Annotated in this window: 9 protein-coding genes; 5 read left to right on the top strand and 4 right to left on the bottom strand. The window is 69.6% G+C overall.

Annotated features, from left to right (window positions below; all coding sequences use genetic code 11):
* Positions 1–71 precede the first annotated feature (71 nt).
* Genes JYK18_RS20710 through JYK18_RS20725 form a run of 4 tightly spaced genes read right to left on the bottom strand, consistent with a single transcriptional unit; the run spans position 72 to position 4217 of the window.
* Positions 72–659, bottom strand: a complete 588-nt coding sequence (locus tag JYK18_RS20710; protein WP_307795967.1) for a D-alanyl-D-alanine carboxypeptidase family protein — start codon at positions 657–659, stop codon at positions 72–74.
* A gap of 23 nt (positions 660–682) precedes the next feature.
* The gene (locus JYK18_RS20715; protein WP_206803584.1) at positions 683–2095 is read right to left on the bottom strand and encodes an MFS transporter; all 1413 of its coding nucleotides are present in this window, start codon (positions 2093–2095) and stop codon (positions 683–685) included.
* A complete protein-coding gene (locus tag JYK18_RS20720) occupies positions 2092–3033 on the bottom strand; it encodes a 2OG-Fe(II) oxygenase family protein (RefSeq protein WP_206803585.1) in 942 nt (313 codons plus the stop codon). The genes JYK18_RS20715 and JYK18_RS20720 overlap by 4 nt, the downstream gene beginning before the upstream one ends.
* The gene (locus JYK18_RS20725) at positions 3030–4217 is read right to left on the bottom strand and encodes an aminotransferase class V-fold PLP-dependent enzyme (RefSeq protein WP_206803586.1); all 1188 of its coding nucleotides are present in this window, start codon (positions 4215–4217) and stop codon (positions 3030–3032) included. The genes JYK18_RS20720 and JYK18_RS20725 overlap by 4 nt, the downstream gene beginning before the upstream one ends.
* Positions 4218–4815: 598 nt before the next feature.
* On the opposite strand from JYK18_RS20725, the gene lat reads away from it, so the two are divergent.
* From lat to JYK18_RS20750, 5 genes are all read left to right on the top strand, one after another.
* Positions 4816–6156, top strand: coding sequence for an L-lysine 6-transaminase (gene lat / locus JYK18_RS20730; RefSeq protein WP_242579296.1), 1341 nt, complete (start codon positions 4816–4818; stop codon positions 6154–6156).
* A gap of 46 nt (positions 6157–6202) precedes the next feature.
* Complete coding sequence (locus tag JYK18_RS20735) at positions 6203–17080, top strand: non-ribosomal peptide synthetase (RefSeq protein WP_206803588.1); 10878 nt, start codon at positions 6203–6205, stop codon at positions 17078–17080.
* Between the two features lie 2 nt (positions 17081–17082).
* Positions 17083–18060 carry an isopenicillin N synthase family oxygenase gene (locus JYK18_RS20740; RefSeq protein WP_206803589.1) on the top strand — a complete coding sequence of 326 codons (978 nt, stop codon included), beginning with the start codon at positions 17083–17085 and terminating at the stop codon, positions 18058–18060.
* A 176-nt stretch (positions 18061–18236) separates the two neighbouring features.
* Positions 18237–18935: a CmcI family methyltransferase gene (locus JYK18_RS20745; protein WP_206803590.1), complete on the top strand. Its 699-nt coding sequence runs from the start codon at positions 18237–18239 to the stop codon at positions 18933–18935.
* 19 nt (positions 18936–18954) lie between these two features.
* Positions 18955–19827, top strand: coding sequence for a CmcJ/NvfI family oxidoreductase (locus JYK18_RS20750; protein ID WP_206803591.1), 873 nt, complete (start codon positions 18955–18957; stop codon positions 19825–19827).
* Positions 19828–19831: the final 4 nt, after the last annotated feature.

The following is a 19831-nucleotide window of genomic DNA, read 5'->3' on the forward strand; positions in this document are numbered from 1 at the left end:
TCGGCCGAAGGCCCGGTGCCGCCAGGGGCCGCCTGGGCGCGAAGACTGCGAACAGACCGATAAAACACGCCCTAGGTGCCAGTGGCGCTGGGGAGCATGGCGGGGCACCCGGTGGCAGCGTAGTCGGCGCTGTACTCGAAGTGCCATTCCTCGTTCTCGTACCGGCGGCACCAGCCCAGCGCGGCCCCGTTGCGCTCCACCCAGCCCGCCGAGGCCAGCGGCTGGATGTCCACCGCGATGCCCTGGACGTGCATGGACTTCTCCGGCGGCAGCACGTACCGCCCGGCCAGTTCCGCGTTGCCGAACTTCTCCACGGCCTGGTCGAACTCCCGCTGCTGCTGGGCCAGGCTGCGCTTGCTGTCCTGCACGCACAACTGCACGCCCTTCGCCTGCGCGGCCTGGCGCAACCGGTCGAACGCGGCCTGCACGTCGGGGCGCAGGCCCGCGGGCTGCTCGTCGACGTACCGCTTGTCCAGCGGGCAGACCGGCCCCGTCTCCGGCCCGGGGACCTCGGCGAGGATGGCTTCGGCGCGGCCGGGCACGGGATCCTCCCCGAAGGTGACGCTGCCGGTGGCACCGAGCGTGACCACCGCGGCGATGGCGAGCACCAGCGCGGTCAGCGTGCTGATCAGGGTTCGTCTGTCTCCGGGGGTGGCCACCGCATCGATGGTAGCGACGCTGATCAACGACCGGCGACGTGCTGGATGTCACGCGTGGCGGGCAGAACCGGGGTGAGCGCGGCGATCGCGAGCATGATCAGCGCGATGCCGGTGAACGCGTCGCCGTAGTGCTGCGCCAGCGTCGCGGCACTGCCCGAGGTGCCGCTGGCGGTCACTGTCAGCAACACCGCCAGCCCGAACGCGCCGCCGAACTGGCGGGTGGTGTTCATCAGCCCGGAGGCCGCGCCCGCGTCGAGCGGTTCGACGCCGGAGGTGACCGTCCTGGCCAGCGGCGTGCCCACCAGCCCGCCGCCGATCGAGATCAGCACGGCCGGGCCGAGCACCCCGTCGAGGTAGGCGCTGTCCGGGGTGATCCGGCTCTGCCACCAGAACCCGACCGCGCCGATCACCGCGCCCGCCGCGATGAGCACCCTGGCCTGCACCCGCCGCATCAGCCACGGCACCAGCCGCAGGCCGACCACCAGCATCACCACCGCGTGCGGCACGAAGCCGAGCCCCGCCTGCGCGGCGCTGTAGCCCAGCACGTTCTGCATGGTCAGGGTCAGGAAGAACCACACCGGCACCTGGCTCGCCCCGGCCAGCAGCATGGCCAGGTTGCCCCAGCCGATCCCGGGCAGGCCGAACAACCGCGGCGGGATCAGCGGCGAGGCGGCGAACTTCGCCTCCACCACCACGAACCCGAGGAGCGCGAGCAGCCCGCCCGCCAGCGGCAGCGCCACGGACGGGTGATCCCACTGGTGCTCGTGGGTCTGCGAGACGCCGAAGGTGAGCAGCGTCAGCCCGGCCGTGGCCAGCACCGCGCCCGGCAGGTCCAGCCGGACCCGGCCCCACGGGGTGTCGGCGGGCCGGGCGAGCACGCGCGCGGCGAAGTACAGCACCGGGATGCCGATCGGCACGTTGACCAGCAGCACCGACCGCCACGACAGGAACTCGGTGAACACCCCGCCGAGCAGGTTGCCCGAGGCCCCGCCGACCAGCGCCACCGCGGTGGAGATGGTCAGCGCCCGGGTCCGGCGGGGACCTTCGGGGAACGAGGTGGTCAGCATGGTCACCGCCAGCGGCGCGAGCACCGCCGCCCCCGCGCCCTGCGCGGCCCGCGCCGCGATCAGCATCGCGGGGGAGGTGGCCAGCCCGCCGACCAGGCTCGCCGCGGTGAACACGGCGAGCCCGGCGAGGAACACCCGCCGGTGGCCGTGGATGTCCGCGAGCCTGCCGCCGAGCAGCAGCAGTCCGGCGAAGGCCAGCGTGTAGCTGTTGACCACCCACTGCAGGCTCGCCGGCGCGAAGCCGAGTTCCGCCCGCATCGACGGCAGCGCCACGGTGATCACCGAGGTGTCGAAGACCACCAGGAAGTGCGCGATGCAGGCCAGCGCCAGCGCGGTGCCGGCGGTGGCCCGGCTCCGGACGGTGGTCACCGCGCGGCGGCGGTCTTCCGGATGTTGATGTAGTTGCCGCCGATCCAGTCGTTGAAGGTGGCCGTCTCGGCGGGAATGCTGACGTCGAACCCGCACTCCCTGGCCCTGGGCACGGAGAAGGAGAAGTCACCGTTGGGGCGCAGGAAGAACACGCTGGAGGTGCGGCTGCTGCCGACCCGCTTGTCCGCACCGGGCGCGGCCACGTGGTGCTTGGGCGCCTTGATCCGGCCGTCGGCCACCAGGGTGGCCACCGCACCGCAGAACACCAGCACCGCGCCCTCCTGCGCCGGGATGTCCACATAGGACCCGCCGACTTCGACCTGGAGGCTGACGAACCCGTTCGCGCACGGGGTCTGGTGGATCAGGGTGACGATCGAGAGGTCGTAGTGCGGGGCCATCCGGAGCGGCTGTTCCTCGGCGACGCGGTCCTCGGGCACCTCCGGGAAGTACCGCAGGCGCAGCAGGGGTTCGCAGTCGAGGAAGGCGTCCATGCCCTCGACCGGCTCGGCACCCGCCGCGGTCAGCACCTGCCGCGCGACCTCCTGCGACGCCTGGTACATCCGCGCGAAGTAGTCCTCCCACGCCCGCGCGAACTCCGGGGTCGGGAACAGGTTGTCCGCCGTGCCCATCGAGTACGACATCGAGTAGTCGGTGTACTTGCCGGTGTTCGTGATCTGCGCGGTGCTCTCCGACTCCAGCCCGGCGTAGCCCCGGCGGATGGTCGGGATCGGCGTCATCACGGCCTTCTTCTCGGCCTCGGTGCCGTGGTCGAAGAAGTCGACCGCGACCTCGCGCGCCGGGGCGTGGTCGGCCTCACCGAGCCCGGTGCCCCTGAGGTAGAACACGCCCTTCTCGCTCAGCGCGCGGCGGAACTCCTCGGCGTGCAGGCCAGCGCGCAGTTCGGTCAGGTCGAAGGTGGGCACGGTCGTGTCGGTCATCTGCTCAGCTCCTTCAGCGCCTCCGCCAGGCGCTCGACTTCGGTTTCGGTGTTGTGGAAATGCGTGGACACCCGCAGCAGCGGGCGGTCGGGCGAGCCGGTCACCGGCACTTCGATCCGGAACCGCCGCCACAGCTCGCGGCTCACCTCGGGGCCGGTTCCCGGCGGCAGCGCGAACGCGGTCATCGCGCCGGACAGCTCCGGGTGCTCGGGCGTCACCGGCTCCAGCCCGTGCCAGCCGCTGAGGCGCTCACGGGTGAACGCCGCCAGCTCGCGCATGCGGGCCCGGACGCGCTCGTGCCCGAGTTCGGCCTGGAAGTCGATCGCGGCGGGTACGGCCAGCCACGGGCACAGGTCGCGCGTGCCCTCGCATTCGAGGTTGCGCAACCGGGGGGTGCTGCCGAATTCCGTGCGTTCGTCGGGTGCGTAGCCCGCCGGCGCGTGGTAACCCCAGCTCACCTGCGCGGGCTGGAGCACGTCGGCCTGGTCGTCGCCGAAGTGGAGGAAGCCGACGCCGGTCGGGGCCAGCAGCCACTTGTGCCCGCTGCCCGCGTAGTAGTCGCAGGCCAGGCCGTCCAGGTCCAGACCAGTGAAGCCGGGCGCCTGCGCCCCGTCGACCACGGTCAGGACACCGCGGCGGCGGGCCTCCTCGGCCAACCGCGCGGCGGGCAGCACCAGTCCGGTCGAGGACACCACGTGGCTGAAGAAGAACAGCCGGGTGCGCGGGGTCATCGCGGCCACCGCGGCCTCGACCACCTCCGCCGGGTCCGCCGGCTGGGCGGGGAGCCGAAAGGTCCGGACCACCGCGTCCTGCCGCCGGGCCGCCCGCTCCCAGCACCACCGCATGGGGGCGTACTCCTGGTCGGTGAGCAGGATTTCCGCACCGGGCGCCAGGCGCACGGACGAGGCCACGAGGTTGATCGCGCCGGTCACGTTGGTGGCGAAAGCCAGCCGGTGCGGTCGCGTGCCGGTGTACTCGGCGAGTCGTTCGCGCGCGGTCCAGAGCAGCGGGGGCAGTTGCCGGGAAAGGAAGTCCATCGGCGCGGAAGCCAACCGCGTACGCAGTGCGGTGACCCGGTCGAACACCGGGCGCGGCAGCGGGCCGCAGGAGCCGGTGTTGAGGTTGGTCACCGACGGGTCGCGCATCAGCTGGTCACGGGCGTTCGCCCAGGTTTTCGCGACCATGCGCAGCTCTCCCCGATAGGTAATGACAGCGGTGGGGAAATGCGCGGCCGCGCATTCTTCGAACGCACGCGCCGAGCACGGATAAAAGCATTCCCCAAGGAGCCGCAGTGCCGCGGCGAACTGTCAGGCGGAGCCCGCAGCCGATGTCGAAAGGCTACCAGTCGGCTCCGCGGGTTGGCAAAGAAAAACCGGACACGGGTGATGTGAGCGGTCGTGCGCACTGCGCGCGACCTGGCGAAATCCCTTGTGGGCAACCGATTCGCGCGCTCCACTCGGAGGAGGTCTGACGGCCCCCCGAGTTGTGGCACCCCGTCGAAGGGTGTCACTCCAATGGCGGTTTCCGGTCCGGCGCGCGCTGTTAGCCTCGGTCGAGTGGCGAGCAAGCTGCCACGTGTTGATGTGCGCTGATCATTTCCCGGCGCGGTCATCCGGCAATACCAAGAAATGGCACTGGGTGGAGCAACTGTGCGCTGAGCGAATTCGCTGATCCGTACTTCACTATCCGTATGCCCCGCTGCCGCCGAACGGGCGGATGGGGTAACTCGAACGGCCCTTTTCCCACCACACGCAGACGTTGGGGGACCGCATGGTTCTGGAGATGCCTCCCGCACGCCCGCCGGCCGCACCGGCGGCCCGCGACGTGCACCAGGCGCTCGCACGACACGTGCTCGCCGATGGCTACGACCTGGTGCTCGACCTCTCCGCGAGTTCGGGTTCCTGGCTCGTCGACGCCGTCACCGGCACCCGTTACCTCGACCTGTTCTCATTCTTCGCCTCGGCGCCACTCGGCATCAACCCGTCCTGCATAGTGGACGATCACGCGTTCGTCGCCGAACTCGCGGCGGCGGCGGTGAACAAGCCGTCCAACCCCGACTTCTACACCGTGCCGTACGCCAGGTTCGTCACCACCTTCGCCCGCGTGCTGGGTGATCCGCTGCTGCCGCACCTGTTCTTCGTCGACGGTGGCGCGCTGGCGGTGGAGAACGCGCTGAAGGCGGCGTTCGACTGGAAGGCGCAGAAACTCGGGCTGGACGAGCACGCGGTCAACCGGCTCCAGGTGCTCCACCTGGAGCGGTCCTTCCACGGCCGCAGCGGGTACACCATGTCGCTGACCAACACCGACCCGGCGAAAACCGCGCGCTACCCCAAGTTCGACTGGCCGCGCATCCCGGCCCCCGCGCTCGCGCACCCCCTCGCCGAGCACACCGAGGCCAACCGGAGGGCCGAGCGGGAAGCGCTCGCCGCCGCGGAGGCGGCCTTCCGCGCCGCCGACGGCATGATCGCCTGCTTCCTCGCCGAACCCATCCAGGGCGAGGGCGGCGACAACCACTTCAGCGCCGAGTTCCTCCAGTCGATGCAGGAGCTGTGTCACCGGCACGACGCCCTCTTCGTGCTCGACGAGGTGCAGAGCGGCTGCGGGCTCACCGGTACTGCCTGGGCCTACCAGCAACTGGGGCTCCGTCCGGACCTGGTGGCGTTCGGCAAGAAGACTCAGGTGTGCGGAGTGATGGGCGGCGGCCGGATCGGCGAGGTGCCGGGCAACGTGTTCGCGGTGTCCTCCCGGATCAGCTCGACCTGGGGCGGGAATCTGGCCGACATGGTCCGCGCCACCCGCGTACTGGAGACCATCGAGCGCACGCAGCTGCTGGACGCCGTGGTGCAGCGCGGGAAGTACCTGCGTGACGGGCTCGAAGCGCTGGCCGGGCAGCACGCCGAGATCACCAACGCGCGTGGTCGCGGCCTGATGTGCGCGGTCGACCTGCCCGACGCCGATGCGCGCGACCTCGTCCTGCGGCGGATGTACACCGAGCACCAGGTGATCGCGTTGCCGTGCGGTACCCGCAGCCTGCGCTTCCGGCCGCCGCTGACGATCACCGAAAGCGAGATCGACCTGGGGCTCGAAGCGCTGGCGAGCAGCGTGGCGCTCGCTGACGCCTGATCGCCGACCTCTTCCGCCGTTTTCCTGACGAGAAGGACCTTCCTCGATGACGTCAGCACGACACCTGAAGTCGGCCGCGGACTGGTGCGAGCGCATCGACGCGATCGCCGGTCAGCGCTGCGACCTGGAGATGTTGCTCAAGGACGAGTGGCGGCACCGCGTCGCCGTCCGTGACGACGGGTCCGGCGTCCGCGCCACCCAGGAGCAGGAGCTGGTTTTCTCCGGGCAGGACTACACGGCGCTGAAGGAAGCCCTCGGCGACCGCGGTTCGCTCGCCGCCTTCGCGCTCGCCACCCTGCACAGCGTGCTGCACGCCTACGGGCACGGGCACCAGACGGTGATCGCCTTCCTCCAGGAGGGCCGGGTGCTCCCGGTCATCGTCGACCACCTCGACCAGGCCGGGCTGACCTGCGCTGCCGCGGCCGAGCAGATCGACGACGAGGTCCGGCGGCAGGACGGATACCTCGCTGCACCGGAGTTGTTGCAGCGCGGCCTTTTCGACGCCCTGCTCGTGCTCGCCGACCGGCACCTGACGCTGCCCGAACTGCCGCCGTCCCCGCTGGTGGCGATCGTCCGGGACGACGCGGCGGCCGGTTGCCTGCACTGGACGCTCTCGTACGCCGGCGAGCTGTTCGAGGACAAGATCATCGCGGGCGTGCTCGACGTCGTTCGCGAGGTGCTCGGTCAGTTCATCGGCCGTCCCGAGCAGCTCGTCGCCGACCTCGACCTGGTCTCGGCGGAGCAGGAACTCCAGCTGCACCAGTGGAACGGCACCGACGGCGAGTTCGACGAGGACCGACGCCTCGACGAGATCTTCGAGGACGTGGTGCGGCGCGCGCCGGACCGCGAGGCGGTGGTCTGCGGGGAAACCGCCCTGACCTACCGCGAGATCAACGAGCGCGCGAACCAGTTCGCCCACTGGCTGCTCGGCGCGCCGGTGCGGGTCCAGCCCGAGGAACTGATCGGCCTCTACCTGGACAAGAGCGAACTGGGCGTGGTCGCCACCTTCGGCATCTGGAAGGCGGGCGCGGCCTACGTGCCGATCGACCCGGCCTATCCCGCCGAGCGCATCCGCTTCATCGTCGGCGACACCCGGCTGTCCGGCATCGTGACGAACCGCCGTCACGCCGACCGCCTCCGCGAAGTACTCGGCGCCGAGCACGCGTCGGTGCACGTCATCGAGGTCGAAGCGGTGCTGGCCGCGCACCACGCCGAGTCCGCCAGTGAGAACCCCGGCCTGGGGCTCAGCAGCCGGAACCGCGCGTACGTCACCTACACCTCGGGCACCACCGGGGTGCCCAAGGGCGTGCCGAAGTACCACTACAGCGTGGTCAACAGCATCACCGACCTCTCCGAGCGCTACGACATGCGCCGCCCCGGCACCGAACGCGTCGCGCTCTTCGCCTCCTACGTGTTCGAACCGCACCTGCGCCAGACGCTGATCGCGTTGATCAACGAGCAGACGCTGGTGATCGTGCCCGACGACGTCCGGCTCGACCCCGACCGCTTCCCCGAGTACATCGAGCGGTACGGCGTCACCTACCTCAACGCCACCGGTTCGGTGCTCCAGCACTTCGACCTGCGGCGGTGCCCGAGCCTGCGGAAATTGCTGCTGGTCGGCGAAGAGCTGACCGCGGCCGGGCTGCGACAGCTGCGCGAACGGTTCACCGGGCACGTCGTGAACGAGTACGCCTTCACCGAGGCCGCGTTCGTCACCGCGATCAAGGAGTTCGCGCCGGGCGTGACCGAGCGCCGCGACCGCAGCATTGGCAGGCCGCTGCGCAACGTCAAGTGGTACGTGCTCAGCCAGGGCCTCAAGCAGTTGCCGATCGGCGCGATCGGCGAGCTGTACATCGGCGGCTGCGGGGTCGCACCCGGGTACCTCAACCGCGACGACCTGACCGCCGAGCGCTTCACCGCGAACCCGTTCCAGACCGAGGAGGAGAAGGCCCGCGGCCGCAACGGCAGGCTCTACCGGACCGGCGACCTCGCGCGGGTGCTGCTGAACGGCGAGGTCGAGTTCATGGGCCGCAGCGACTTCCAGCTGAAGCTCAACGGTGTCCGCGTCGAGCCGGGTGAGATCGAGGCGCAGGCGACGGAGTTCCCCGGCGTGCGCAAGTGCGTGGTGGTGGCCAAGGAGAACGCCACCGGCGGCCGTCACCTCGTCGGGTACTACATCGCCGAGGACTCGGCGGAAGTCACCGAGGCCGATCTGCTGGCCTTCCTCGAACAGCGGCTCATCCGGATCATGGTGCCGGCGCGCATGGTGCCGATGTCGAGCATCCCGGTCAACGTCAACGGAAAGGTCGACTGGCGCGCCCTGCCGGACGTCAGCGTCGACGAGCGCGAGCACGTGCCCGCGGACGGCGTTCTCGGCGGGCTGCGGGAGATCTGGAGCGACGTGCTCGGTGTCCCGGCTTCCCGGATCGGCGACGGTGACGACTTCTTCCGGCTCGGCGGCCAGAGCATCTCGTGCATCCTGCTGATCGCCAGGGTGCGGCAGCGGTTCGCCCTCTCGCTCGGCGTGGAGGACGTGTTCGCGCTGCGCACGCTGGGCGCGCTGGCCGGGTACCTGGAGCAGCAGGCACTCGGCGCCGAATCGGCGGTGGTGACCGAGGCGGTGACCACCGGCAGCGAGCCGGTCCGCATGCTCGCGAACGGGCTCCAGCAGGGCCTGCTCTACCACCACCTGAAGACCGCCGGCGGCGACGACGCGTACGTGGTGCAGTCGGTGCACCACTACCACGCGCCCATCCGGCCGGAGCTGATGAAGGACGCCTGGCAGCTCGCCCGGCAGAAGTACCCGGCGCTGCGCCTGCGCTTCGAATGGGGCGACGAGCCGGTCCAGATCGTCGACAACGACGACAAGCCGTTCGACTGGCGCTTCGTCGACCTGAGCACGTCGGCCGACGCGGAAGGGCAGATCCGGGAGCTCCAGGAACGCGACCGCACCGAGCCCTACGAACTGGCCGGCGGCAGGCTCTTCCGCGTCTACCTGATCAAGCAGCGCGACGACCTGTTCTCGCTGATCTTCAGCTGCCACCACATCATCCTGGACGGCTGGAGCCTGCCGGTGCTGCACGACGAGGTGCACCGGGGTTATCTCGCCCTGCTCGCCGGTCGGCCCGCCGAGTCCGATGTGGACAACGCGTACGTGGCGGCCCAGCGGTACTGGGAAAGCCACCGCAACGACCACGCCGCCTACTGGGTCGAGCAGCTCGGCCGGATCGACGAGCGCGGTGACTTCGCCGGCCTGCTCAACGAGCGCAGCCGGTACCGCGTCTCGCTGGCCGACTACGACCACGTCCAGCAGCACCGGACCAGGAAGCTGTGCCTCGGTGCGGACCTCACCGAGGCGCTCCAGGCCGGGTGCGCCGCCGACCAGGTGACCCTGCACTCGGTGCTGCAGTTCGTCTGGCACAAGGTGCTCCACGCCATCGGCGGCGGCAACACCACCGTGGTCGGCACCATCGTCTCCGGCCGCAACCTGCCCGTCGACGGCATCGAGCACTCCGCCGGCCTCTACATCAACACGCTGCCGCTGATCGTCGACCACGACGAGCAGGCGGGCCGCAGCGTCGCCGAAGCGGTCCGCGACATCCAGGCCACGGTCAACACGATGAACACCAAGAGCATCGTGGAACTGGGCAGGCTGCAGAGCGGCGAGATGAAGCGCCGCCTGTTCGACACGCTGCTGGTGCTGGAGAACTACCCGCGCCTGCTGGACGAAGCCGAGGAGCGCGAACACCAGGAACTGCTGCGCTTCGAGAAGGCCTACGACGCCGACAAGGTCGACTACCCGATCGCCGTGGTGGCGCGGGAAGAGGGCGACGAGCTGACCGTCACCCTGTGGTACGCGGGCGAGTTGTTCGACGAGGACACCATCGACACCCTGCTCGAAGTCGCGCGGACGCTGTTCCGCCAGGTGGCCGAGGACATCTCGCGGCCGGTGCGGGAACTGGACCTGGTCTCCCCGGCGATGCTCGCGCGGTTCGACTCGTGGAACGAGACGGCCGAGGACTTCCCCGCGGACAAGACGCTGCACGCGGTGTTCGAGCAGATGGCCGCGCGCTGGCCGGACGAGATCGCCGTGGTGTACCGCGAAAACCGGCTCACCTACCGCGAACTGAACGAGCGGGCCAACCGCCTGGCGCACTACCTCCGCTCGGTGGTCGAGCTGCGCCCGGACGACCTCGTCGCGCTGGTGCTGGACAAGAGCGAGCTGATGATCACCGCGATCATCGCCGCCTGGAAGACCGGCGCCGCGTACGTGCCGATCGACTCCGGTTACCCGGACGACCGGATCGCGTTCATGCTGGAGGACACGGCGGCCCGCCTGGTGGTGACCAACGAGATCCACAGCGAACGCCTCCGCGCGCTGCCGGACGCCTCGTCGCGGCACGTGCTGGAGATCGAACTGCTGCACCTCGACGACCAGCCCGCCACCAACCCGGTCACCGAAACCACCAGCACCGACCTCGCCTACGCGATCTACACCTCGGGCACCACCGGCAAGCCGAAGGCCGTGCTCGTCGAACACCGCGGCGTGGTCAACCTCCAGGTGTCCCTGGCGAAGTTGTTCAACCTGGGCAAGGAGAACCGGGACGAGGCGCTGCTGTCGTTCTCGAACTACATCTTCGACCACTTCGTCGAGCAGATGACCGACGCGCTGCTCAACGGGCAGAAGCTGGTGGTGCTCGACGACAGCATGCGCACCGACCCGGAGCGCCTCTGCCGGTACATGAACGACGAGCAGGTCACCTACCTGTCCGGCACGCCGTCGGTGCTCTCGCTCTACGACTACTCGAGTGCCACCTCGCTGACCCGGATCGACGCGATCGGCGAGGACTTCACCGAACCGGTGTTCAGCAAGATCCGCGGTACCTTTCCCGGCCTGATCATCAACGGGTACGGGCCCACGGAGATCTCGATCACCAGCCACAAACGGCCCTACCCGCCGGACGTGCACCGGGTGAACAAGAGCATCGGTTTCCCGGTCGCCAACACCAAGTGCCACGTGCTGAACAAGGCGATGAAACCGGTACCGGTCGGCGGGATCGGCGAGCTGTACATCGGCGGCATCGGCGTGACCCGGGGTTACCTCAACCGGGAGGACCTGACCGCCGACCGGTTCGTGGACAACCCGTTCCAGACCCCGGAAGAGGCGCGGCTCGGCGAGAACGGCCGCCTCTACAAGACCGGCGACCTGGTGCGCTGGCTGCCCAACGGCGAGGTGGAGTACCTCGGCCGCACCGACCTCCAGGTCAAGATCCGCGGTCAGCGCGTGGAACTCGGCGAGGTGGAGGCGGCGCTGTCCTCCTACCCCGGCGTGGTCCGGTCGCTGGTGGTCGCCCGTGAGCACGCGGTGGGGCAGAAGTACCTGGTCGGGTTCTACGTCGGTGAGCAGGAGTTCGACGAGCAGGACCTGAAGCAGTGGATGCGCAAGAAGCTGCCCGAGTCCGTGGTGCCCGCGCGGGTCCTGCGGATCACCGACATCCCGGTGACGCCGAGCGGGAAGCTGGACGCGCGACGGCTGCCGGAGACGGACTTCGGGGCCGGTGAGGGCGCCGAGTACGTGGCGCCGGTCAGCGAGTTCGAGCTGAAGCTGTGCGGTATCTGGTCGCAGGTGCTGGAGGTCGCGCCGGACCGCATCGGCGTGCACGACGACTTCTTCGCGCTCGGCGGGGACAGCATTCGCGCGATGGCGCTGGCGCAGGCCATCACCACCGGCTTCGGCCAGGGCCTCGGCGTCGCGACCGTGCTCCAGCACACGACGCTCGCCGCGCAGGCCGAGCACATCCAGGCGGCTTCGCTCGACCACTCGGCGTGGACCCCGCTGCCCGCCGCGGCCGAGAACCCGCCGGTGTCGCTCGCGCAGGAACGCCTGCTGTTCATCGACGACTTCGAAGGCGGCACGGCGGCCTACAACATCCCGTTCGTGCTCCGGCTGCCCGTGGAACACCGCGACGCGGTCCCGTCGGCGCTGGGCGCGCTCGTCCGCCGCCACCCGGCGTTGCACACCCTGCTCAAGACCGACGAGCAAGGCGTGCGACGGCAGTTCCCCAGTCCCACAGCCGAATTCCGTGTCCTTTTCTCTACAGTGGACAGTCGTGCGGAGTTGGACGAGGTGCTGGTCCGGCACGCCGCCCACGTGTTCCGCCTGCACGAGGAACTGCCCATCCGCGCCGAGCTCGTCGAGTTCGACGGTGAGCTGTACCTCAGCGTCGTGGTGCACCACACCTGCTTCGACGGCTGGTCGTGGGACCTATTCCGCCGCGAACTGGCGGCCCTGCTGGACGGCGCCGAACTCGGCCCGCTCCGCGGTACCTACGGCGATTTCGCCGTGTGGCAGCGCCAGTACCTGACCGGCAGGCGCCTGTCCGCGCTGACCGAGTTCTGGACGGGCGCGCTCGGCGGGTTCGAGACGATCGGCCTGCCGCTGGACCACCCGCGTCCGCCGCGCTTCGACTACCGCGGCCGCGAGCTGGAGTTCGAGCTGGACGCGCGGACCACCGAAGCGCTGCGCGAGCTGGCCCGCACGGCCAGGGTGAGCCTCTACAGCGTGCTGCTCGGCGCGTGGTGCGTGATGCTGAACCTGTACACCGGGCAGCACGACCTGGTGATCGGCACGCCGTCGGCGAACCGCGGCCGCCCCGAGTTCGACCGCACGATCGGCTTCTTCGCGAACCTGCTGGCCTTGCGGGTCCGCATCGACCCGGCGGCGACCGTGCCCGCCTACGTGCGTTCGGTCGGTGAGGCCGTGGTGGCCGCGCAGGTGCACGGCGAGCTGCCGTTCGAGCAGCTGGTCAAGGAACTCGCGGTGGAGAAGGACCCGAGCCGCCACCCGATCCTGCAGCTCAACTTCACCCTGCAGAACGTCTCGGACCACACCAGCGCGCTGACCGAGTACAAGCCGGACGCCGGTGGCTGGACCACCACGAAGTTCGACCTGTCGGCGACGCTGACCGAAACGGCGACCGGGCTGGCGGGCAACCTCACCTACGCCGCCGCGTTGTTCGACGACACCAGTGCCAGCGGGTTCATCGCCACCTTCAAGCACGTACTGGCCGAATTCGCCGGGGCGGCGGCGCAAACCCCGATCGCCGAACTCACCGCGCTCGACTCGGACGGCCAGGCCGCCCTGCTGTCGGTGCCCGCCGAACCAGCCACCGGGCAGACCCGCACGCTGCACGCGGTGTTCGAGGAGATGGCCGCCGCGTGGCCCGACGAGATCGCCGTGGTCCACGGTGACGCGCGGTTGACCTACCGGGAGCTGAACGAGCGGGCCAACCGCCTCGCGCACCACCTGCGTTCGTGGGCCGAACTGCGCGGGGACGACCTCGTCGGCCTCGTGCTGGACCAGACCGAGCAGACCATCGTCGCGATCCTCGCGGTGTGGAAGGCGGGCGCGGCGTACCTGCCGGTCGATCCCAGCTATCCCGACGAGCGGATCGCGTTCATGCTGTCGGACACCGGCGCGAAGCTGGTGCTCGCCGGGGAGGCCCACGGTCCGCGGGTGCGCGGGCTGTCCTCGGTGCGGGTGCTGGATCTCGAACAGCTCGAACTGCACCAGGAGTCCCCGGCGACCCCGGTCACCGACACCACGAGCACCGAGCTGGCGTACGCGATCTACACCTCCGGCACCACGGGCAAGCCCAAGGCGGTGCTCGTCTCACACGGTTCGGTCGACAGCTTCCGCGCGCAGTTGCGCTATTTCGGCTCGCCCGGCGAGACCCGCGAAGCCGTGTTGTTCCTGGCGAACTACGTGTTCGACTTCTCCGTCGAGCAGCTGGCGCTCTCCGTGCTCGGCGGGCACAAGCTGATCGTGCCGCCGCCCTCGGCCGCCGACGATCCGGCGTTCTACGAACTGGCCAACCGCGAAGGCCTGAGCTACCTCAGCGGCACACCGACCCAGGTGCAGCGCTTCGACCTGACCCGGCTGACGCACCTGCGCCGGGTGCTGGTCGCGGGCGAAGCCTTCCAGCCGCAGCACTTCGACAAGCTCCGCGGCGAGTTCGACGGCCCGATCCTCAACGCCTACGGCACCACCGAAACCACCGTGTACAACACCGTGCACCGCTTCGAGCCCGGCGACCCCTACCGGAACACGCTCGGCACGCCGCTCGGCAACACGCGGCTGTACGTGCTCGGCGACGGGTTGAAGCTGCTGCCCACGGGCGCGGTCGGTGAGCTGTACGTGGCGGGCGAGTGCGTGACCGAGGGCTACCTGCACCGGCCCGAGCTGACGCGGGAGCGGTTCCTGCCGAACCCGTTCCCGGCCGAGGCCGGCCGGTACCCGATGATCTACCGGACCGGTGACGTGGTCCGGCGCGGTCCGGACGGCGAACTCCAGTACCTCGGCCGCAACGACGCCCAGGTGAAGATCAACGGCCTGCGCATCGAACCCGGCGAGGTCGAGGCCGTGCTGGCGGCGTGCCCGGGAGTGCGTCAGAGCGCGGTGCTCGCGGGTGCGGACCCGCAGGCGCCGGAGCGCAAACGGCTGGTCGGCTACTACCTGCCCGAGCCCGGCGCGTCCGTCGACGAAAGCGACCTCCTCGCCCAGTTGCGCGCGCGGTTGATGCCGAGCATGGTGCCGTCGTTGCTGGTCCGGCTCGATCGCCCGCTGCCGATGACGATCACCGGCAAGCTGGACGTCGACGCCCTGCCCAGCGCGGACTTCTCGCCGAAGCGCGCGGCCTACGCGGCGCCACGCGACCGCGTCGAAGCCCGGCTGTGCCAGCTGTGGAGCGCGCAGCTGCCAGGTGGCTCGGTTGGCATCGACGACGACTTCTTCCGCTCGGGCGGGGACAGCATCAGCGCACTGCACCTGGCGAGCCAGGTGCAGCGGGAGGTCGAGCACAAGATCAGCGTCAAGCACGTCTTCGACTACCCGACCGTGCGGCAGTTCGCCGACCACGTGCTCTCCGGTCTGGCCGCCACCGGCGGTGGGGAAGAGCCCGAACAAGGGCGCCTGACCGGCGAGTGCCCGATGCTGCCGATCCAGGAGTGGTTCTTCGCGAAGCCGCTGCCCGAGCCGCACCGGTGGAACCACCACTTCGCGATCCAGACGCCGCCGCTGGACCCGTCGCGGCTGCGTGCCGCGGTGGACCGGCTCGTCGACCACCACGACGCCTTCCGGCTGCGCTTCCCGGAATCCGGCGGTCAGGTCTACGCCGAGAACGCCCCGGCGCTCACGGTGCACGAGTTCGACGTGCGCGACGGGGGCCTCCAACAGCGGCTGGTCGACTGGCAGAGCGAGTTCGACCTGGCCGACGGGCCGACCGCCTGCGCGGCCTACCTGCACGGGTTCGAGGACGGCACCGCGCGGGTCTGGTTCGCCGTGCACCACCTCGTGGTCGACACGGTCAGCTGGCACATCCTCGCCCAGGACCTGGAGATCCTGTACAACGGCGGCGAACTGGGCGCGAAGACGGCCAGCTACCGCCAGTGGGCCCAGGCGGTGCGCGAGTACACCCCGCACGAGGACGAACGCCGGTTCTGGGCGGACACCACGCGGGACATGGAGTCGCCGGAACTGCTGGCGCAGACCGAAGGCGGCACCCGGCGGCGCGAGGAGTTCGCGCTCACCGCCGAGCACACCCGGACCCTGCTCGCGGACAGCCCGTGGGCCTACGACACCGAGGTCAACGACCTGCTGCTGACCGCGACCGGGTTCGCGCTGCGGTCGATCACCCGGCAGCCGGTGAACCACCTCACCGTCGAAGGCCACGGCCGCGAACTGTTCGACGGCGCGCCGGACGTGCGGGACACGGTCGGCTGGTTCACCACCATGCACCCGTTCGCCGTCGAGGTGGATCCGGGCGACCTCGGCCGCAGTGTGCGCGCCACCAAGGAGAACCGGCGGCGGATCCCGCACCACGGCATCGGCTACGGCGCGTTGTTCGGCGGCCGGGCCCCGCTGCCGGCGGTCAGCTTCAACTACCTCGGCAGGCTGGGCGACGCCGGCCCCGAGCCGACCGAGGCGTGGCGGCTCGACGCGGCGATGTCGGGCAGCCACACGGTGGACGGCAACCGCGCGGCGAACCGGTCCAGCATCGACGTGACGATGAGCTGCACCGGTGGCCGCCTGGTCGCCGTGGTCGACAGCCTGCTCGGCGAGGCCGCCACCCGGCTGTTCGCCAGCGAGCTGAAGGTGTGGCTGGAACGGCTGATCGCGCACACCGCGACCGTTGCCCGCAACGAGCCCGTTCGCGACACCGGCACCGACCTGTTCGACCCGTACATCCTGGTGAACGAGGACGCCGCGCCGACGCTCTTCGTGCTGCCGCCGGGCGAAGGCGGCGCGGAGAGCTACCTGAGCAACATCGCGCGCGAGCTGCCGGAACACCGGCTCGTGTTGTTCAACAACGTGCACCTGCACTCTCCCATGGGTTCGTTCGAGGAACTGGGCCGCTACTACGTCGAGCACATCCGGCGGTTGCAGCCGTCCGGGCCGTACCACCTCCTCGGCTGGAGCTTCGGCGGCGTGCTGTCGCTGGAGATCTCGCGCCAGCTCGCGCGGGCGGGGGAGCGGATCGCCGACCTGCTGCTGATCGATCCGTACTTCGGCATGCGGCAGGCCTCGGCGAGCATCGGCCTGCCCGAGGTCGAGGACATCCTCGACCCGATCAACTACCACTACCTGCCGGACGAGGCCGACCTCGCGCGGCTCGCCGACCGCCTCGGGAACCTGGTGCTGTTCAAGGCGGGCGAGCTGAACGACGTGGTGCAGGGCCCGCACCAGCCGCGGATGTTCGAGTTCTACCAGGGCACGCCCTACAACAACCTCGACCTCCTCCTGCCCGCCGAAGCGATCGAACTCCAGGTGCTGGAAGGGGAAACGCACCACTCGTGGGTGCGCAACACGAAGCTGGTCAAGGCCATGTGCGAGCGGATTTCGTCGAGCCTAGGGAGAAGTTCATGAAAATGCCCACAGCAGAGGTGCCGACCATCGACGTCTCGCCGTTGTTCGGGGACAACACCGATGAGAAGGTCCGCGTCGGCCAGGAGATCAACAAGGCCTGCCGCGGCTCGGGGTTCTTCTACGCCGCCAACCACGGTGTCGACGTGCAACTGCTCCAGGACGTGGTGAACGAGTTCCACCGGACCATGTCCGACGAGGAGAAGCACGAACTGGCGATCAACGCCTACAACCCGGACAACCCCCACGTGCGCAACGGGTACTACAAGGCGATCCCGGGCAAGAAGGCGGTGGAGTCCTTCTGCTACCTGAACCCGTCGTTCTCCGCGGAGCACCCGGAGATCAGGGCGGGCACGCCGATGCACGAGGTGAACATCTGGCCGGACGAGCGGAAGCACCCGCGGTTCCGCCCGTTCTGCGAGCAGTACTACTGGACCATGCACCGGCTGTCCAAGGTGATGATGCGCGGGTTCGCGCTGGCGCTGGGCAAGCCGGAGGACTTCTTCGAGCCGGAGCTGAAGGAGGCGGACACGCTCTCCTCGGTTTCGCTGATCCGGTACCCGTACCTGGAGGACTACCCGCCGGTGAAAACCGGTCCGGACGGCGCGAAGCTGAGCTTCGAGGACCACTTCGACGTCTCGATGATCACCGTGCTGTACCAGACCCAGGTGCAGAACCTCCAGGTCGAGACCGTGGACGGCTGGCGGGACCTGCCCACCTCGGAGGACAACTTCCTGGTCAACGCCGGCACGTACCTGGCGCACCTGACGCACGACTACTTCCCGGCCCCGCTGCACCGGGTGAAGTTCGTCAACGCGGAGCGCCTGTCGCTGCCGTTCTTCTTCCACGCCGGGCAGCACACGCTGCTCGAACCCTTCCACCCCGACGGCGCACCGGACGGCGAGCGCAACGAAGCCGTCCGCTACGGCCACTACCTCAACCACGGTCTGCACTCGCTGATCGTGAAGAACGGGCAGACCTGAGTGGTCACGATCGGAAGTCTGCCGGGGGTCTCGGCGGCCCAGCTTCCCGCTGGACGCACGGCCGGAAGACCCGAGTACAACGCCGGTACGAGGGTCTCCCGGCCGCACGCCCAGCGGAAACCTGGATCCACCGAATACCCCCACCACACTGCCGATCGCAACCACTAGGAGCACGCATGACGGACACCTTCCTGGACCTGAACCAGTTCCGGGGGCTGGGGGAGGACCCGGTCTACCACCCGCCGGTGCTGAGCGACCGCCCGCGCGACTGGCCGCTCGACCGCTGGGCCGACGCCCCCCGCGACCTCGGTTACCCCGACTTCTCCCGCTACCAGTGGCGGGGCCTGCGCATGCTCAAGGACCCGGACACCCAGGCCGCCTACCACGACCTGCTGTGCGAACTGCGCCCGCGCACGATCATCGAGCTCGGGGTGTACAGCGGTGGTTCGCTGGTCTGGTTCCGCGACATGGCCGACCTGATGGGCCTGGACTGCCAGGTGCTCGGCATCGACCGGGACCTGAGCCGCTGCCAGATCCCCCAGTCGGAGATGAAGAACATTTCGCTGCGCGAAGCCGACTGCGCCGACCTGACCACCTTCGAGCAGTTGCGCGACCTGCCGCACCCGCTGGTGTTCATCGACGACGCGCACGCGAACACTTTCAACATCATGAAGTGGTCGGTCGACCACCTCCTGGTGGAGGGCGACTACTTCATCATCGAGGACATGATCCCGTACTGGCACCGGTACTGCCCGAAGCTGCTGACCGAGTACCTCGCCGCGTTCCGCGACGTGCTGAGCATGGACATGGTCTACGCCAACGCCAGTTCCCAGCTGGACCGCGGGGTGCTGCGCCGCGTGGCGCCGTCGGCCTAGGCGAGCGGGGGAGGTAACCGTGCCGACCGTATCGAGTCTCCTGTACTACGCCGCCCCGCTGACACCGGCCGGCGGGGACGACGACTGGTGCATCGACGCCGTGACCCGGCCGCCGGAGGTGTTGTTCAACTTCCGCAAGGTGGGCATGGAGACGACCATCGAGGACCTGCGCGAAGGCGGGTTCCGGCCGTCGCTCGACGAAACGGGGTTCGAGAAGGTCGACGTGCCGACGGCGGTGGACCAGCGGGCGTTGCTGGACGGCGACGAAGGCGCGCTGGACGGTTACCGCCGCGAAACGGGTGAGCTGCTGAAGTCGCTGACGGGTGCGGACCGGGTGGAGTTCTTCGACGCCACGGTCCGGCGGCAGGACGCGGCCGAATCCGGTGATCCGGCCGCGCAGTCGCCGCACCAGCGGGTGCACATCGACCAGAGCCCGAAGAGCGCGCGGGCCAGGGCGGCCCGGCACACCGGACCGGGCCGGGAGTTCCGGCGGTTCCAGATCATCAACGTCTGGCGGCCGCTGCTCGAACCGGTGCGCAACTTCCCGCTGGCCGTGTGCGACTTCCGGTCGCTCGACCTCGCCGCGGACCTGGTGCCGACCCGGCTGGACTTCCCGGAGTGGCTCAAGGACCGGGAGAACTACTCGGTCCGGCACAATCCCGGACACCGTTGGTACTACTGGGATTCGCTCTCCCCGGCCGAAGCGCTGGTGTTCAAGTGCTACGACAGCGCGAGCCGCGGTCTGGCGTCGGTCAGCGAGGACGCGGCCGGCGGTGAGCTGAGCGACGTGGCGGGGCTGTGCCCGCACACGGCTTTCTTCGACGAGAACGGGCCGTCGACCGGTCACCTGCGCACGTCCCTGGAACTGCGCGCGCTGGCCTTCCACGAGTGAACAA

It is taken from the genome of Amycolatopsis sp. 195334CR, assembly GCF_017309385.1.
In the GTDB taxonomy this organism is placed as follows: Bacteria; Actinomycetota; Actinomycetes; order Mycobacteriales; family Pseudonocardiaceae; genus Amycolatopsis.